Below are 16,834 nucleotides of genomic sequence, written 5' to 3'. Positions count from 1 at the left end.
GAATGCGGTCGCCCATGCAACACAAAAACCCACTCCACTGGTCAACTAACTACCAAGCCTCCTAACTATTGCGTTGACATTCGCTGCCTAGGCAGTAACATCTCGACATACATTCACTGCCTAGGCAGTTATTAGGTGAGCAAATGAAGCATTTCACCCCGGACGAATTCAAACACTGCCATCTCGGCCTGTTGCTTGGCCGTGCCGCGCTGCTCAAGGACCGGATCATCGACACCCACATGGAACCCCACGGCATCACCGCCGCGCAGTTCAAGGTGTTGATCATCATGGCCCAGTACGGCGTCGATACCCCGGCCGAGCTTTGCCGGCATCTGTCGCTGGACAGCGGTTCGATGACGCGCATGCTCGATCGTCTGGAGCAGAAAGACTTCCTCGCTCGCCAGCGCAGCGAAGGCGATCGCCGTCAGGTGCAATTGAAACTGACCGAGCAAGGCCAGCAACTGGCCGATCGCCTGCCGCACATCGGCGCCGACGCAATGAATGAACTGGCCGGCGCCGTCACTCCGGACGAGTTGAACACCCTGGAATACATCCTCAAGAAAATCCTGCTGGCAGCCGGTGACCCGATCACTATCCAGCGGTTAGGTGAACACAATGAGCGGTAAAACCTTGCGCAGCAGCCTGACCCTGGTGCTGTCGGCGATGATCCTCGCCGGCTGCGCCAACTACAGCGGTCTCGACACTTCGGGTGCGAGCCTTGATGCGAAAAACCTGAAAGTCGGCCAATCCCTCACCGGCGTGACCCTGTCGCCAGCCGCGTGGCCGAAAAGCGACTGGTGGACCAGCCTCGGCGATCCGCAACTCGATGGCCTGATCCGCGAAGCGCTGCACGACAGCCCGGACATGCAGATCGCTGAAGCCCGCGCCCATCAGGCCAGCGCCGCCGCTTATGCCGCCGATGCCGAACGCTATCCGACCCTCGACGCCAGCGCCGGCATCAGCCGTTCGCGCCTGGCCAAGGATCAAGACCCGCGAGGGCAGGGCGATGCTTACGCCACCGTGCGGAACGTCAGCGCCGGTTTCAATTACAACTTCGACCTCTGGGGCGGCCAGCGTGATGCCTGGGAAGCTGCACTCGGTCAGGCCCGCGCCGCTGAAGTTGATCGTCAGGCTGCGCAGTTGACGCTTGCTGCTGATGTGGCTCGCGCTTACAGCGATCTCGGTCAGGCGCACATCGTTTATGACCTCGCAAACGAAGACCTCAAGCGCACCAAACAGATGCTCGACTTGAGCCAGCGTCGCCTGAGCTCCGGGATCGACAGTCAGTACCAGTTCCAGCAAACGCAAAGTCTGGAAGCCAGTTCCGAAGCCAGCCTGATCGACGCGGAAAAACGCCTGAACAGCGCCAAAATCGCCTTGGCCGTGCTGCTCGGCAAAGGCCCGGATCGCGGCAACGAAATCGCCCGCCCGAAAGTCCTGCAAGCCAGCGCTGTCGCGGTGCCGTCGGTGTTGCCGGCGGAACTGCTCGGTCGGCGCCCGGATCTGGTCGCCGCGCGCTGGCGTGTCGAAGCGGCGAGTAAAGACATCGACTCGGCGAAAACCCAGTTCTATCCCAACTTGAACCTCACGGCCTCGGCCGGTGCCGAGTCTTTGTTGGGTGACGCGATGTTCGGTTCAGCCAGTCGCTTCTTCAACATTGCCCCGACCATCTCGGTGCCGATCTTCGACGGCGGGCGCCTGCGCGCCAACCTCGATGCGCGCGACGCCGATTACGACCTGGCGGTGGCGCAGTACAACAAAAGTCTGGTGAAAGCACTGGGCGATGTCAGCGACACGATCAACCAGTTGCGTGACATCGGCCGGCAGATCGGTGCGCAGCAACACGCCACCGACATTGCTCAGGATTCTTACAACACCGTCGTCCAGCGTTACGGTTCCGGCATCGGCAACTACCTGGACGTGCTCAGCATCGAGCAGCAATTGCTCCAGGCCCAGCGTCAGTTGGCCAACCTCAATGCCGAGCAGATCGACCTGTCGATTCAACTGATGCAAGCGCTGGGCGGCGGCTTCCAGGGGCAGACCCTGACCGCAGCCAACGCCAGCCCAGCCACGCCGCACAACTAATTCAAGGTACTTGTCATGGCCACTGCCGAAAATACCCAAGCTCAAGGCAACACCCCGGACACCGGCAACCCGCGTAAGCGCAAAGTCATGCTGCTGGTACTCGCCGTTGTCGTTGCACTCGCCTGCGCCGGCGTCTGGGCGTATCACGAATTCATCGGGCGCTTTAACGAAAGCACTGACGACGCCTACGTCAACGGCAACGTCGTCGAAATCACCCCGCTGGTGACTGGCACCGTGGTCAGCATTGGTGCTGACGATGGTGATCTGGTTCACGAAGGTCAGGTGCTGATCAACTTCGACCCGAACGATGCCGAAGTCGGTCTGCAAAGTGCCCAGGCGAAACTGGCGCGCACCGTGCGTCAGGTGCGCGGCTTGTACAGCAACGTTGATGGCATGAAAGCCCAGGTCAACGCGCAGCAGGCCGAAGTGCAGAAAGCCCAGGACAACTACAACCGCCGGAAGAACCTGGCGCAGGGCGGGGCGATTTCCCAGGAAGAACTGTCCCACGCTCGCGACGACCTGACCTCGGCGCAAAACGCCCTGGCCAACGCCAAGCAACAATTGAAAACCACCAGCGCGCTGGTCGATGACACCGTGGTGTCGTCGCACCCGGACGTGATGTCGGCCGCTGCCGATCTGCGTCAGGCTTACCTGACCAATGCCCGCAGCACCTTGATCGCGCCGGTCACCGGTTATGTCGCCAAGCGCACCGTGCAACTCGGTCAGCGTGTGCAGCCGGGCACGGCGTTGATGGCGGTGATTCCGCTGGATCAGCTGTGGATCGACGCCAACTTCAAGGAAACCCAACTGCGTGACATGCGCATCGGTCAGCCGGTCGATATCGAATCCGACATCTACGGCAGCGACGTGAAATACAGCGGCACCGTCGACAGCCTCGGCGCCGGCACCGGTAGCGCGTTTGCTCTGCTGCCAGCGCAGAACGCCACCGGTAACTGGATCAAGATTGTTCAGCGTGTGCCGGTGCGCATTCACATCAACGCCGAAGAACTGGCCAAGCACCCGCTGCGCGTCGGTCTGTCGACCAACGTTGAAGTGAATCTGCATGACCAGAGCGGTCCGGTATTGGCCCAGCAGCCGCCGCAGAAGGCCTCGTTCAGCACCAATGTTTACGACCGCCAACTGGCCGAAGCCGACGCGATGATTGCGCAGCTGATCCACGACAACAGCGCCGCGGTGAGCAAAACCGCGCAACGCTGACCTGCACTGACCTTGTAGGAGTGAGCCTGCTCGCGATAACGGTGTATCAGTCGAGGAAATTGGGTCTGACACACCGCTATCGCGAGCAGGCTCACTCCTACAGGGCTGCGGCGACCATCAGGTTTCATAGGATTCACAATGAGCAATAACGCCTCTTTCACGCCGCCTAGCCTGTTGCTCAGCACCATCGGCCTGTCGCTGGCGACGTTCATGCAAGTGCTCGACACCACCATTGCCAACGTGGCGCTGCCGACGATTTCCGGCAACCTCGGGGTGAGTTCGGAGCAGGGCACCTGGGTGATCACCTCGTTCGCCGTGAGCAACGCGATTGCGCTGCCGCTGACCGGTTGGCTCAGCCGCCGTTTCGGTGAGGTGAAGCTGTTTTTGTGGGCCACGATTCTGTTCGTGCTGGCCTCGTTCCTCTGCGGTATCTCCACATCAATGCCGGAACTGATCGGCTTCCGCGTGCTGCAAGGTCTGGTCGCCGGGCCGCTGTATCCGATGACGCAAACCCTGTTGATCGCGGTCTATCCGCCCGCGAGGCGAGGCATGGCCCTGGCGTTACTGGCGATGGTCACGGTGGTTGCGCCAATTGCCGGGCCGATTCTCGGCGGCTGGATTACTGACAGCTATAGCTGGCCGTGGATCTTCTTTATCAACGTACCGATCGGCATCTTTGCGGTGATGGTGGTGCGTTCGCAACTGGCCAAACGTCCGGTGGAAACCAGCCGTCAGCCGATGGATTACGTCGGACTGATCACGCTGATCATCGGCGTCGGTGCGTTGCAGGTGATCCTCGATAAGGGCAATGACCTGGATTGGTTCGAGTCGAACTTCATCATCATCGGCGCGGCGATTTCGGTGATCGCGCTGGCGGTGTTCGTTATCTGGGAAATGACCGACCAGCATCCGGTGGTCAACCTGCGGCTGTTCGCCTACCGCAACTTCCGCATCGGCACGCTAGTGTTGGTGCTCGGTTACGCCGGGTTCTTCGGCATCAACCTGATCCTGCCGCAGTGGTTGCAGACGCAAATGGGCTACACCGCGACCTGGGCCGGTCTGGCCGTGGCGCCGATCGGCATTCTGCCGGTGCTGCTGTCGCCGTTTGTCGGCAAGTACGCGAACAAGTTCGACCTGCGGTTACTGGCCGGGCTGGCGTTTCTGGCGATTGGCTTGAGCTGCTTTATGCGGGCGGGTTTCACCAATGAGGTGGACTTCCAGCACATTGCTTTGGTGCAGTTGTTCATGGGTATTGGTGTGGCGCTGTTCTTCATGCCGACGTTGAGCATCCTCATGTCGGACTTGCCGCCGAGCCAGATTGCCGATGGCGCGGGTCTGGCGACGTTCCTGCGGACGTTGGGCGGTAGCTTTGCGGCGTCGCTGACCACGTGGATCTGGATTCGTCGGGCGGATCAGCATCATGCGTATATGAGTGAGAGCATCAGCACCTTCGAGCCGGCGACTCGCGAGACCTTGAATCATTTGGGCGGGGCGAGTCAGTCGGCTTATGCGCAGATGGATCAGATCCTCACCAGTCAGGCGTACATGCTCTCCACCGTGGATTACTTCACGCTGCTGGGCTGGGGGTTTATGGGGTTGATTCTGATTGTGTGGCTGGCGAAGCCACCGTTTGCTGCCAAGGCAGGGCCAGCGGCTTCCGGTCACTAAGGTCAAGAGCCCCTCACCCTAACCCTCTCCCGGAGGGAGAGGGGACTGACCGTGGTGGATGTTCGGGATACATCGACCTGACAGACTTCAGTCGAACTCAGGTTTTGAACTGCATGCGGTCGGCTCCCTTTCCCCCTCGCCCCCCTGGGGGAGAGGGCTGGGGTGAGGGGGTAAAGCTTTTAGCCGTGCGGCAAAGCCAGCGGCGGGGCGAAGTCGAACGGCGCCAAGGCGTACCCGCTCTCATCCACCTGCAATGCCCACCCCTGACGATCCCAATCCCCCAACACAATCCGCTTCGCCGCTTGTTCACCAAGCTGCAACTTGTGAATCGCCGGGCGATGAGTGTGCCCATGAATCAAGGTTTTCACGCCAAACGCCTGCATGATCCGCGGAATCTCTTCAGGCGTGACATCGACAATGTCATTGGCCTTCATCCGCGTCTGTGCGCGGCTTTCGCTGCGCAGTTTGCGCGCCAGCTTATGACGGCTGCTCAGCGGCAGATTGCGCAGGATAAACAGCGTGATCGGATTACGCAGATAACGCCGCAGCTTCATGTAGCCGACGTCGCGGGTGCAGAGGCTGTCGCCGTGCATCAACAGCACCGGCTCGCCGTAAAACTGCACGACACTCGGGTCCTTCAACAACGTACAGCCGGCCTGCTTGCAAAAGGCCTTGCCGAGCATGAAGTCGCGATTGCCGTGCATCAGAAAAATCGCCGTGCCGCTGTCGCTCAATTCGCGCAGGGCCTGGCAGATGGAACGCTGGAAGGGCGTCATGGCGTCGTCGCCAATCCACGCTTCGAAGAAGTCGCCAAGAATGTACAACGCACTCGCCGAGCGGGCGCGTCCGGCGAGCAAATCCAGAAACGCCCGGGTAATGTCCGGGCGCTCCTCTTCCAGATGCAAGTCTGAAATCAGCAATATCACGCTTCGATGATCTCGGCTTTCTCGATGATCACGTCGTCTGCTGGTACGTCCTGGTGGCCGGCCTTGGAAGTGGTCGAAACACCTTTGATCTTGTCGACAACGTCGGTGCCGGCGGTCACTTTACCGAATACCGCGTAGCCCCAGCCCTGCACGTTCTTGCCGCTGTGGTTGAGGAAGGTGTTGTCGGCGACGTTGATGAAGAACTGCGCGGAAGCCGAATGCGGCTCCATGGTACGGGCCATGGCAACGGTGTATTTGTCGTTGGAAAGACCGTTGTCAGCTTCGTTCTGGATGCTTGGACGCTTGTCTTTCTTTTCTTTCATGCCTGGTTCGAAACCGCCGCCCTGGATCATGAAGTTACCGATTACGCGGTGGAAAACAGTGTTTTCGTAGTGACCGGCGTTAACGTATTCGATGAAGTTGGCGACGGTGATCGGCGCCTTTTCAGCGTTCAGTTCGATGACGATGTCGCCATGATTGGTGGTCAATTTAACTTGAGTCATGATCGCTACTCTTTATAAGGAATTCGTGGGCAATGGGACATTTGCGCCCGTTACCGGTTCAGCCCGTGGGCCAAGGTGCGCAGTTTAGCGTGACAGGCGCGAATTTCGAGGCTGTTTTTCAATTCCCGGCGATTAAATGCGCTCCTTTATAGGCCGTGCTCTGTCAGCCCCTTGACAGCATCGGCTATGATAGCGGCTTTGTTTTGTCTGGCCCCCTCTGCGGCCGCGCACATGTAAGTCAAGGATCCTATGAGCAAGCCCACTGTCGACCCTACCTCGAATGCCAAGTCCGGCCCTGCCGTGCCGGTCAATTTCCTGCGGCCGATCATCCAGGCAGACCTGGACTCGGGCAAGCACACCCAGATCGTCACCCGTTTCCCGCCTGAGCCCAACGGCTACCTGCACATCGGCCACGCCAAGTCGATCTGCGTGAACTTCGGCCTGGCCCAGGAGTTCGGCGGCGTCACGCACCTGCGTTTCGACGACACCAACCCGGCCAAGGAAGACCAGGAATACATCGACGCGATCGAAGCCGACGTCAAATGGCTGGGCTTCGAGTGGTCCGGTGAAGTGCGCTACGCCTCGCAGTATTTCGACCAGTTGCACGACTGGGCGGTGGAGCTGATCAAGGCTGGCAAGGCCTACGTCGACGACCTGACCCCGGAGCAGGCCAAGGAATACCGTGGCAGCCTGACCGAGCCGGGCAAGAACAGCCCGTTCCGCGACCGTTCGGTGGAAGAGAACCTCGACTGGTTCGCGCGCATGCGTGCCGGTGAGTTCCCGGACGGCGCCCGCGTGCTGCGCGCGAAGATCGACATGGCCTCGCCGAACATGAACCTGCGCGATCCGATCATGTATCGCATCCGCCACGCCCATCACCACCAGACCGGCGACAAGTGGTGCATCTACCCGAACTACGACTTCACCCACGGTCAGTCGGACGCCATCGAAGGCATCACCCACTCGATCTGCACCCTTGAGTTCGAAAGCCATCGTCCGCTGTACGAGTGGTTCCTCGACGCATTGCCAGTGCCGGCGCACCCGCGTCAGTACGAGTTCAGCCGTCTGAACCTCAACTACACCATCACCAGCAAGCGCAAGCTCAAGCAACTGGTCGATGAAAAGCACGTCAACGGCTGGGACGATCCGCGCATGTCCACGCTGTCGGGCTTCCGCCGCCGTGGCTACACGCCGAAATCGATCCGCAACTTCTGCGAAATGGTTGGCACCAACCGTTCCGACGGCGTGGTTGATTTCGGCATGCTCGAATTCAGCATCCGTGACGACCTCGACCAGACCGCGCCGCGCGCCATGTGCGTGCTGCGTCCGCTGAAAGTCGTCATCACCAACTACCCGGAAGGTCAGGTCGAAAACCTCGAACTGCCGCGCCACCCGAAAGAAGACATGGGCGTGCGCGCACTGCCATTCGCCCGGGAAATCTACATCGACCGTGACGACTTCATGGAAGAGCCGCCGAAGGGCTACAAGCGCCTGGAGCCTGCCGGTGAAGTGCGTCTGCGCGGCAGCTACGTGATCCGTGCCGACGAAGCGATCAAGGACGCCGATGGCAACATCGTCGAACTGCGTTGCTCGTACGACCCGGAAACCCTCGGCAAGAACCCGGAAGGCCGCAAGGTCAAAGGCGTGATCCACTGGGTGCCGGCTGCCGCCAGCGTCGAGTGCGAAGTGCGTCTGTACGATCGCCTGTTCCGTTCGGCCAACCCTGAGAAGGCTGAAGACAGCGCGAGTTTCCTCGACAACATCAACCCTGATTCGCTGCAGGTACTCACCGGTTGTCGTGCGGAGCCATCGCTTGGCAACGCACAGCCGGAAGACCGTTTCCAGTTCGAGCGCGAAGGCTACTTCGTTGCTGATATGAAGGACTCGAAACCAGGTCAGCCGGTATTCAACCGTACCGTGACCCTGCGTGATTCGTGGGGCCAGTGATTCAGCGTCAAGGGAAATAACGTGCTAACGATCTACAACACGCTCACCAAGAGCAAAGAAGTCTTCAAGCCGCTGGATGGCAACAAGGTGCGCATGTACGTCTGCGGGATGACCGTGTACGACTACTGCCACCTTGGCCACGGCCGCAGCATGGTCGCTTTCGACCTGGTGACCCGCTGGTTGCGGTTCAGCGGTTACGACCTGACCTACGTGCGCAACATCACCGACATCGACGACAAGATCATCAACCGCGCCAATGAGAACGGTGAATCGTTTGAAGCGTTGACCGAGCGCATGATCGCCGCGATGCACGAAGACGAAGCGCGCCTGAACATCAAGAAGCCGGACATGGAACCGCGCGCCACGGATCACATTCCGGGCATGCACGCGATGATCCAGACCTTGATCGACAAGGGTTACGCCTACGCGCCGGGCAATGGCGACGTGTACTACCGCGTTGCTAAGTTCATGGGCTACGGCAAACTGTCGCGCAAGAAGATCGAAGACCTGCGCATCGGCGCCCGCATCGAAGTCGACGAGTCGAAACAGGACCCGCTGGATTTCGTGCTGTGGAAAGCCGCCAAACCGGGCGAGCCAAGCTGGGAATCGCCATGGGGCGCCGGGCGTCCGGGCTGGCACATCGAGTGCTCGGTGATGTCCACCTGCTGCCTCGGCGAGACCTTCGACATTCATGGCGGCGGCAGCGACCTCGAGTTCCCGCACCATGAAAACGAAATCGCCCAGAGCGAAGCAGCCACCGGCAAGACCTACGCCAACGCGTGGATGCATTGCGGCATGATTCGCATCAATGGCGAGAAGATGTCCAAGTCCTTGAACAACTTCTTCACCATTCGCGACGTGCTGGAAAAGTATCACCCGGAAGTCGTGCGTTACCTGCTGGTGTCGAGCCACTACCGCAGCGCGATCAACTACTCGGAAGACAACCTCAAGGACGCCAAAGGCGCCCTCGAGCGTTTCTACCACGCGTTGAAAGGTTTGCCGACTGTGGCGCCGGCCGGCGGCGAAGCGTTTGTCGAGCGTTTCACCACGGTGATGAACGACGACTTCGGTACGCCGGAAGCCTGCGCGGTGCTGTTTGAGATGGTGCGTGAGATCAACCGTCTGCGTGAGAGCGATCTCGATGCGGCGGCAGGTCTGGCGGCGCGTCTGAAAGAGCTGGCGAGCGTGTTGGGTGTGTTGCAGTTGGAGGCGGATGACTTCCTGCAGGCGGGCGCTGAAGGGCGTGTTGATGCAGCTGAGGTTGATGCACTGATTGCGGCGCGTCTGGCGGCACGGGCCGGGAAGGATTGGGCTGAGTCGGATCGGATTCGTGATCAGCTGACGGCGATGGGTGTTGTGCTGGAAGACGGCAAGGGTGGGACTACCTGGCGTTTGGCTGACTGATTGCTGTGTTTGGCTTCAAAACAAAACCCGCCTAGTGCGGGTTTTTGTTTGGCGGCGAGAAAGCCCCTCACCCTAACCCTCTCCCAGAGGGAGAGGGGACCGAATGGGGGATGCTCAAGAAATACGCCGACCTGAACGTGCTGCACCGAATCCATAATCGACTGGTTCTTTCAGGTCGATGTACTCGGACCTGGCCGGCCTGCTCTGAACCCATATTCGACTCCTTTTTTCAGGTCGATGGATGACTCGAGACACCTCGGTCAGCCCCCTCTCCCCCCGGGAGAGGGCTGGGGTGAGGGTTGCTTTTGACGTTCGCGTAGGTCTTGATATCGGCAACGCGTTCAGCCGGATGCTGAGCGGTGACGATCATGTAAGGGAAACACCATGGCCAATCACTACCGCGAGCTGCTAACGACCCCCGGCGCCACCGGGCTAGTGCTCGCGAGCTCTATCGCACGCTTGCCGCAGGCAATGATCGGCATCGGCATCATCACCATGCTGGTGCAGCAAACCGGGGTGTACTGGCTGGCCGGCACCGTCGCCGGAACGTTCACCCTGGCCAATGCACTGCTCGGCCCGCACATCTCCAGACTGGTCGATCAACATGGCCAGAGTCGCGTACTGCCCATCGTCACCGCGTTCAGCATTGCCATGCTGCTGGCGCTGATCACCGCCGTTCACCTGAGAGCGCCCGCCGCGGTGTTCTTTGTACTGGCAGCCTTGGCGGGGACGATGCCGAGCATGCCATCGATGATCCGCGCGCGATGGTCGCAGTTGTTCCGGGGCAAGCCGCAGTTGCACACGGCGTTCTCGCTGGACACGGTCCTGACCGAACTCGCCTACATCATCGGCCCGCCACTGGCGATTGGTTTGAGTGTGAGCTTTTTCGCCGAAGCCGGGCCACTGGTTGCGGTCGGGCTGTTGGCTGTCGGGGTCACGGCGTTTCTGCTGCAACGCCAGACTGAGCCGAAGGTTGTCGTCGGTCACGCCAGCCATAGCGGCTCAACCTTGCTGATTCCCGGGGTGCGCACCATTGTTCTGGCGCTGTTGGCGATGGGGGTCATTGGTGGAGCAATCGATGTTGCCGTCGTCGCCTTCGCCAATGCGCAAGGCTGGCCGGGGGCCGCGACCTTCATCCTCGCTGCCTATGCGTTCGGCTCACTGGTGGCGGGCCTGACGTTTGGTGCGATGAGGGTTTCGCTGGCGATCGAAAAACAGTTCCTGATCGGGATATTGGTCACGGCGTTCACTGGCGTATTGCCGATTTTTGCAGCGGACGTTTATGTCCTGTCAGCGACGCTGTTTATTGCCGGCATCTCGTTTGCGCCGACGATGGTGGTGGTCATGAAGCTGGGGACGATCATCATCCCGCCGTCGAGGATTACTGAGGGGCTGACGTGGATGACCACCGGTATCAGCATTGGCGTCGCGCTGGGCGGCATGCTGGCGGGGCTGGTCATTGATGGCTGGGGTGCACGGGCGGGGTTTGGCGTGGCCATTGGCGCTGGGATCATGATGGTGGTTGTTGTGTTGGTCGGGTTGCGCACATTGGCGGCGGCTTCGGTTGCGCATGTTGAGCCGGAATTTTCGCCCTCACCCTAGCCCTCTCCCCCAGGAGAGGGGACTGATTGGGGGATGTTCACGAGATACACCGACGTGAACGATGTGTGCCGAATCCATAATCAACCGGATATTTCAGTTCGATGCATCCCGCCAGACACCGCGGTCAGCTCCCTCTCCTCTGGGAGAGGGCTGGGGTGAGGGAAAGGGCGGTTCACTCAACCTTCAATCTGCCGCAACCGCTTGTAAAGCGTATTCCGACTCACCCCCAACCGTCGCGCCAAATGCGAAATATTCCCCCCTGCCGCTTTCAACTCCCGGTTCAACGCCTCTACATCATTCAGATCAACCCCCAACGGCGCCGCGCTCTCCACCGGCTCCATCTCCAGATCAACAAAAAAATCATCCGGCAAATGCTCCAGCCTCACCGGCTGCTCCTCAGCCATCGCCAGCGCCACCTGCATCACACTGCTGACCTGACGCAAATTCCCCGGCCACGGATGACGGCTGAACAGTTCCAGCACCTCTTGGCTCAACCCCGCCCACTGCGTCGGCTCACGATGCTGCTCCCACAACCGTTTAAACAACGCCTCTTTATCACTGCGCTCCCGCAATGGCGGCAGCTCCAGCGTCAGCCCGCCGATTCGGTAATACAAATCCTCACGAAACCGGCCCAACTGCACTTGTTCACGCAAAGAGCGGTTAGTCGCCGAAATAATCCGCAAATCCACCGGGAACAGCTCGCTGCTGCCTACCGGCTGCACACAGCGCTCCTGCAGCACCCGCAACAACCGCGCCTGCGTCGGCAACGGCATATCGCCAATCTCATCAAGGAACAACGTGCCTTTGTCCGCCTTGCGAATCAGGCCGATGCTGCCTTTCTGGTTGGCGCCAGTGAACGCGCCTTTCTCGTAACCGAATAATTCGGATTCCACCAGTTCGGCGGGGATCGCCGCACAGTTGACGGCGATAAACGCCTGCTTGCTGCGCGAGCTGGCCTGATGCAGCGCTTTGACGAAGACCTCTTTGCCGACACCGGTTTCGCCATGGATCAGCAGCGGAATGTCTTTCTCCAGTAAACGCTCAGCCTGGCGCACAGCTTTCTCCACGCGACTGTCGCCGAAGTGCAGGGTGCTGAGGCTGATAGCGCCCGCGGGTGGTTTTAATGGCACTTCAACGCTTTTCGGTTCGGCAAACACCCGAGGCTGAATTGGCGCCTGTTTCGGCCGCTTCAACAAACATTGAAAACGGTTACGCCCGGACGTCTGCAAGGCAAACGGCAACCCGTCGGGCTGATTGATCAACTCCAGCAGTGACACCTTGAACAGACTTTCAACGCTCACCCGCGACAAGCGCACACCGAGCAGATTGTCGGCGCGACGATTGGCCGACAGCACTTGACCGCTCTCATCAAAGATCAACAACCCGGCCCACTGACTGTCGAGGTTGTTCAACCCGGTGTTGAAGGTCAGTTGAAAATGCTGACCATGGAACAGGTTGAGGATCAGCCGGTTCTCCACGGTCTGGCTCATCATCTTGACCATACCCAAAGTGTGCGAGGGCGGCAGGTAGCTGTCGCTGGACACATCGAGCACCGCTATGACCTTGCGCTCGGCGTCGAAAATCGGCGCAGCGGAACCGGTCATGAAGCGGTTGGCCTTGAGAAAGTGTTCATCGTGTTCGATATGCACGGCCTGCTCACACGCCAGCGCCGTGCCGATCGCATTGGTGCCGCTGGTGCGCTCCACCCAACTTGCACCGGCCTGAAAACCCCGCGCCAGATTCGGTTCGATAAAGCGTTGCGTGCCCCACGAGGTCAGCACCTGACCTTGATTGTCGGCAAGCATGATCAGGCAGTTGGAATTGCTGAGGATGTTTTCGTAATAGGGCAGGACTTCCTGGTGCGTGGTCTGCACCAGCGAATGATGACTGTCGAGCAACTGCGCGATGCCGGCGGCGGGCAGTTGATCGAAGGCCGGCGTGCTTTGGTGGTCGAGACCGAACGCGCGGCAACGTTGCCAGGAAGTCTGGACGATCGCGTCGTGGGACAGCGGCGGGGCAGGTGCGGCCATGGCAGTCAGCCTCTGATGCAGCGATTTTTATTGTTGTTATGAACCCGATCTTCGAAACCTACACAAATCCCCTGTAGGAGTGAGCCTGCTCGCGATAGCGGTGTGGCAGACATATTTGCATCGACTGACACACCGCTATCGCGAGCAGGCTCACTCCTACAATGGATCTTCGACGTTCACAGAATCGGGCAAAAAGCGCTTATAGAGTGTTGTTCACTATTGTTCATTGTCAATCGCCCACTTGTTCAAATGTGTTCAGCAATGAACGCTCATTCCCCGCGCTTTCAACGATTTTCACGCCAAATCAACCACTTGCCATTTCTGGCACGAAACTCGCTCCCGTGCACAGGTCGCTTGACTCCAATAATAAAAAGGCCGAGCCATGTCACTCACCCTGGAGCACGTCAGCCGTACCGTCGAGGGCCAGATCTGGATCGACGATGCGTGCCTGAAATTCGAACCTGGTTCTTTCAACGTTTTGCTCGGCCGCACGCTGTCCGGCAAAACCAGCCTCATGCGTTTAATGGCCGGTCTGGACAAACCCGACAGCGGCCGCATCCTGATGAACGGCGTCGACGTCACCCAACGTCCGGTGCGCCTGCGCAACGTGTCGATGGTCTATCAGCAGTTCATCAACTACCCGACCATGACCGTGTTCGAAAACATCGCCTCGCCGTTGCGTCAGGCCGGTGTTTCGAAAGAGATCATCCATAGCAAAGTGCAGGAAACCGCGAAGATGCTGCGCATCGAGAAGTTTCTGCAGCGCTACCCGCTGGAACTCTCTGGCGGCCAACAACAACGCACCGCCATGGCCCGCGCATTAGTCAAGGACGCCGAGCTGATCCTCTTCGATGAGCCGCTGGTCAACCTCGACTACAAACTGCGCGAAGAGCTGCGCCAGGAAATGCGCGAGCTGTTCAAGGCGCGCCACACCATCGCGATCTACGCCACCACCGAGCCCAACGAAGCGCTGGCACTCGGCGGCACCACGACCATTCTTCACGAAGGCCGGGTGATTCAGAGCGGCCCGTCGACCTCGGTGTATCACCAGCCACAAAGCGTGCTCGCCGCCGAGTTGTTCTCCGAGCCACCGATCAACCTGATGCCCGGGCGCATTGCCGGCAACGAAGTGAGTTTTGCCAACTTCGTACACTTCCCGTTGAACGTTGATCTGCGCCCAGTGGGCGAGGGCGAGTTCCGTTTTGGCGTGCGCCCCAGCCACATCTCGCTGGTGCCGAGCAACGATGACGATCTGGAATTGGCGGTCACCGTCGAAGTCGCCGAGATCAGCGGTTCGGAAACCTTCCTGCACGTGCGCAACGAGCATTTCCTGCTGGTGCTGCACCTGCCCGGCGTTCACGAATACGACGTCGATGCGCCGATCCGCATCTACATCCCGACCCATAAACTGTTCGTTTTCGATGCGCAGGGCCGTCTGGTGCAAGCACCGGGCCGGCGTGTCGCGAGGGTTGCCTGATGGCCGAAATCCGTTTGCAACACCTCGCCCACAGCTACAGTAAAACCCCGAGCGGCGCGGAGGATTATGCAATCCGCGAGATGGATCACGTCTGGGAGCAGGGCGGCGCCTATGCATTGCTCGGGCCGTCGGGTTGCGGCAAATCCACCTTGCTCAACATCATTTCCGGGCTGCTCAGCCCCTCGCAGGGCCACGTGTTGTTCGATGGCAAAGCGGTGAATGACCTGACGCCAGAGAAGCGCAACATCGCTCAGGTTTTCCAGTTTCCGGTGGTTTACGACACCATGACCGTGTTCGATAACCTCGCCTTCCCCCTGCGCAATCAGGGCATGGCCGAGGCGAAAGTGCACAGCAAGGTGCAGGAAATTGCCGAAGTCCTCGACCTGCAAAACCTGCTGAGCAAAAAGGCGCGCAACCTCACCGCCGACGAAAAGCAGAAAGTCTCGATGGGCCGTGGTCTGGTCCGCGACGACGTTTCGGCGATCCTCTTCGACGAACCGCTGACGGTGATCGACCCGCACCTGAAGTGGAAACTGCGGCGCAAGCTCAAGCAGATCCACGAGCAGTTCAACATCACCATGGTCTACGTCACCCACGATCAACTGGAAGCATCGACCTTCGCCGATAAGATTGCGGTGATGTACGGCGGCCAGATCGTCCAGTTCGGCACGCCTCGGGAACTGTTTGAGCGGCCGAGCCATACTTTTGTCGGTTATTTCATCGGCAGCCCCGGGATGAACCTGATCGACGTGCAGCCGCAACCCGGCGGCGTCGGTTTCGCCTCGACGCATCTGCCGCTGTCTGACGCGATGCAGCGACATATCGAACACGGCCAGTGGAAAAATCTGAAGGTCGGCATCCGTCCCGAGTTTATTCACGTGTGGGACGAGCCGTTTGATGACGCGATGCAGGCCAGGGTCGTACACGTCGAAGACCTCGGCACCTACAAAATCATGACCCTCGACCTCGACGGCGCGCCGTTGAAAGTGCGTCTGGCCGAAGACAAACCGGTGCCGCAGGGCACGGCGTACATCAGTTTTCCGGCGCAGTGGCTGATGGTCTATGCCGATGAGTTTCTGCTGGAAGCCGACGATGAGGTGCAGCCATGAACAAGGTGCAAAACAACAAGGCCTGGTGGCTGGTATTGCCGGTGTTCCTGCTGGTGGCGTTCAGTGCGGTGATCCCGATGATGACCGTGGTCAACTATTCGGTGCAGGACATCTTCGACCAGTCCAGCCGCTATTTCGTCGGCGCCGACTGGTACAAGCAAGTGCTGCTCGACCCGCGTTTGCACGACTCATTGCTGCGCCAGTTCATCTATTCGGCGTGCGTGTTGCTGATTGAAATTCCGCTGGGTATTGCCGTTGCGCTGACGATGCCAACCAAGGGCCGCTGGTCGTCGGTGGTGCTGATCATTCTGGCGATTCCGTTGCTGATCCCATGGAACGTGGTTGGCACCATTTGGCAGATCTTTGGCCGCGCGGATATCGGCCTGCTCGGTTCGAGCCTCAATGCCATGGGCATCAGCTATAACTATGCGGCCAACACCATGGACGCTTGGGTCACGGTGCTGGTGATGGACGTCTGGCACTGGACTTCACTGGTGGCGCTGCTGTGTTTCTCCGGATTGCGCGCGATTCCCGACGTGTATTACCAGGCCGCGCGCATCGACCGTGCCTCGGCCTGGGCGGTGTTCCGGCATATTCAGTTGCCCAAGCTGAAGAGCGTGCTGCTGATCGCAGTGATGCTGCGCTTCATGGACAGTTTCATGATCTACACCGAGCCGTTCGTGCTCACCGGCGGCGGGCCGGGCAACGCCACGACTTTCTTGAGTCAGACGCTGACCCAGATGGCTGTAGGGCAATTCGACCTCGGTCCGGCAGCGGCGTTTTCGCTGGTGTACTTCCTGATCATCCTGTTGGTGTCCTGGCTGTTCTACACCGCCATGACGCACTCCGACGCCAACCGCTGAGG

At 59.8% G+C, this 16,834-nt stretch carries 13 protein-coding genes; 10 read left to right on the top strand and 3 right to left on the bottom strand.

What is annotated here, in order from left to right; genetic code table 11:
• The first annotated feature begins 143 nt into the window (after positions 1-143).
• From AB4N74_RS13250 to AB4N74_RS13235, 4 genes are all read left to right on the top strand, one after another.
• Positions 144-626 (top strand): MarR family winged helix-turn-helix transcriptional regulator, encoded by a 483-nt coding sequence (locus AB4N74_RS13250; RefSeq protein WP_460100673.1) that lies wholly within the window; start codon positions 144-146, stop codon positions 624-626.
• Positions 616-2,085: an efflux transporter outer membrane subunit gene (locus AB4N74_RS13245; RefSeq protein ID WP_460100670.1), complete on the top strand. Its 1,470-nt coding sequence runs from the start codon at positions 616-618 to the stop codon at positions 2,083-2,085. The genes AB4N74_RS13250 and AB4N74_RS13245 overlap by 11 nt, the downstream gene beginning before the upstream one ends.
• 15 nt (positions 2,086-2,100) lie before the next feature.
• Entirely contained in the window at positions 2,101-3,303 is a 1,203-nt protein-coding gene (locus AB4N74_RS13240; RefSeq protein ID WP_008082123.1) for an HlyD family secretion protein, read from the top strand.
• A gap of 138 nt (positions 3,304-3,441) precedes the next feature.
• On the top strand, positions 3,442-4,971 hold the full coding sequence (locus AB4N74_RS13235; protein WP_016986555.1) for a DHA2 family efflux MFS transporter permease subunit: 1,530 nt from the start codon (positions 3,442-3,444) through the stop codon (positions 4,969-4,971).
• A 179-nt stretch (positions 4,972-5,150) separates the two neighbouring features.
• Here the strand turns inward: AB4N74_RS13235 and lpxH are convergent, their stop codons facing one another.
• Both lpxH and AB4N74_RS13225 read right to left on the bottom strand, forming a co-directional pair.
• Positions 5,151-5,897: a UDP-2,3-diacylglucosamine diphosphatase gene (gene lpxH, locus AB4N74_RS13230; RefSeq protein WP_095050764.1), complete on the bottom strand. Its 747-nt coding sequence runs from the start codon at positions 5,895-5,897 to the stop codon at positions 5,151-5,153.
• Positions 5,894-6,400, bottom strand: coding sequence for a peptidylprolyl isomerase (locus AB4N74_RS13225; protein WP_093434208.1), 507 nt, complete (start codon positions 6,398-6,400; stop codon positions 5,894-5,896). The genes lpxH and AB4N74_RS13225 overlap by 4 nt, the downstream gene beginning before the upstream one ends.
• 249 nt (positions 6,401-6,649) lie before the next feature.
• On the opposite strand from AB4N74_RS13225, the gene AB4N74_RS13220 reads away from it, so the two are divergent.
• The 3 genes from AB4N74_RS13220 (at position 6,650) to AB4N74_RS13210 (ending at position 11,353) form a co-directional block, all read left to right on the top strand.
• Positions 6,650-8,347 carry a glutamine--tRNA ligase/YqeY domain fusion protein gene (locus AB4N74_RS13220; protein WP_093434212.1) on the top strand — a complete coding sequence of 566 codons (1,698 nt, stop codon included), beginning with the start codon at positions 6,650-6,652 and terminating at the stop codon, positions 8,345-8,347.
• 21 nt (positions 8,348-8,368) lie between these two features.
• Positions 8,369-9,751, top strand: coding sequence for a cysteine--tRNA ligase (gene cysS, locus AB4N74_RS13215; protein WP_016986558.1), 1,383 nt, complete (start codon positions 8,369-8,371; stop codon positions 9,749-9,751).
• A 384-nt stretch (positions 9,752-10,135) separates the two neighbouring features.
• Complete coding sequence (locus AB4N74_RS13210; RefSeq protein WP_460100664.1) at positions 10,136-11,353, top strand: MFS transporter; 1,218 nt, start codon at positions 10,136-10,138, stop codon at positions 11,351-11,353.
• A 176-nt stretch (positions 11,354-11,529) separates the two neighbouring features.
• Here AB4N74_RS13210 and AB4N74_RS13205 read toward each other — a convergent pair whose 3' ends face one another.
• Positions 11,530-13,383: a sigma-54-dependent Fis family transcriptional regulator gene (locus AB4N74_RS13205; protein WP_427120354.1), complete on the bottom strand. Its 1,854-nt coding sequence runs from the start codon at positions 13,381-13,383 to the stop codon at positions 11,530-11,532.
• 382 nt (positions 13,384-13,765) lie between these two features.
• Between AB4N74_RS13205 and AB4N74_RS13200 the strand changes: the two genes are divergently transcribed.
• From AB4N74_RS13200 to AB4N74_RS13190, 3 genes are read left to right on the top strand one after another with little or no spacing between them, the layout of a single operon-like run.
• Entirely contained in the window at positions 13,766-14,860 is a 1,095-nt protein-coding gene (locus AB4N74_RS13200; protein ID WP_095048092.1) for an ABC transporter ATP-binding protein, read from the top strand.
• Positions 14,860-15,969 carry an ABC transporter ATP-binding protein gene (locus AB4N74_RS13195; RefSeq protein ID WP_108225644.1) on the top strand — a complete coding sequence of 370 codons (1,110 nt, stop codon included), beginning with the start codon at positions 14,860-14,862 and terminating at the stop codon, positions 15,967-15,969. The genes AB4N74_RS13200 and AB4N74_RS13195 overlap by 1 nt, the downstream gene beginning before the upstream one ends.
• On the top strand, positions 15,966-16,832 hold the full coding sequence (locus AB4N74_RS13190) for a carbohydrate ABC transporter permease (protein WP_007912484.1): 867 nt from the start codon (positions 15,966-15,968) through the stop codon (positions 16,830-16,832). Before AB4N74_RS13195 ends, AB4N74_RS13190 begins: the two co-directional genes overlap by 4 nt.
• Positions 16,833-16,834 lie beyond the last annotated feature (2 nt).

This window comes from Pseudomonas sp. H3_C08 (genome assembly GCF_054669455.1).
Note: the sequence above shows the minus strand (reverse complement) of the source record. Positions and strands in the feature narration are given on the sequence as shown.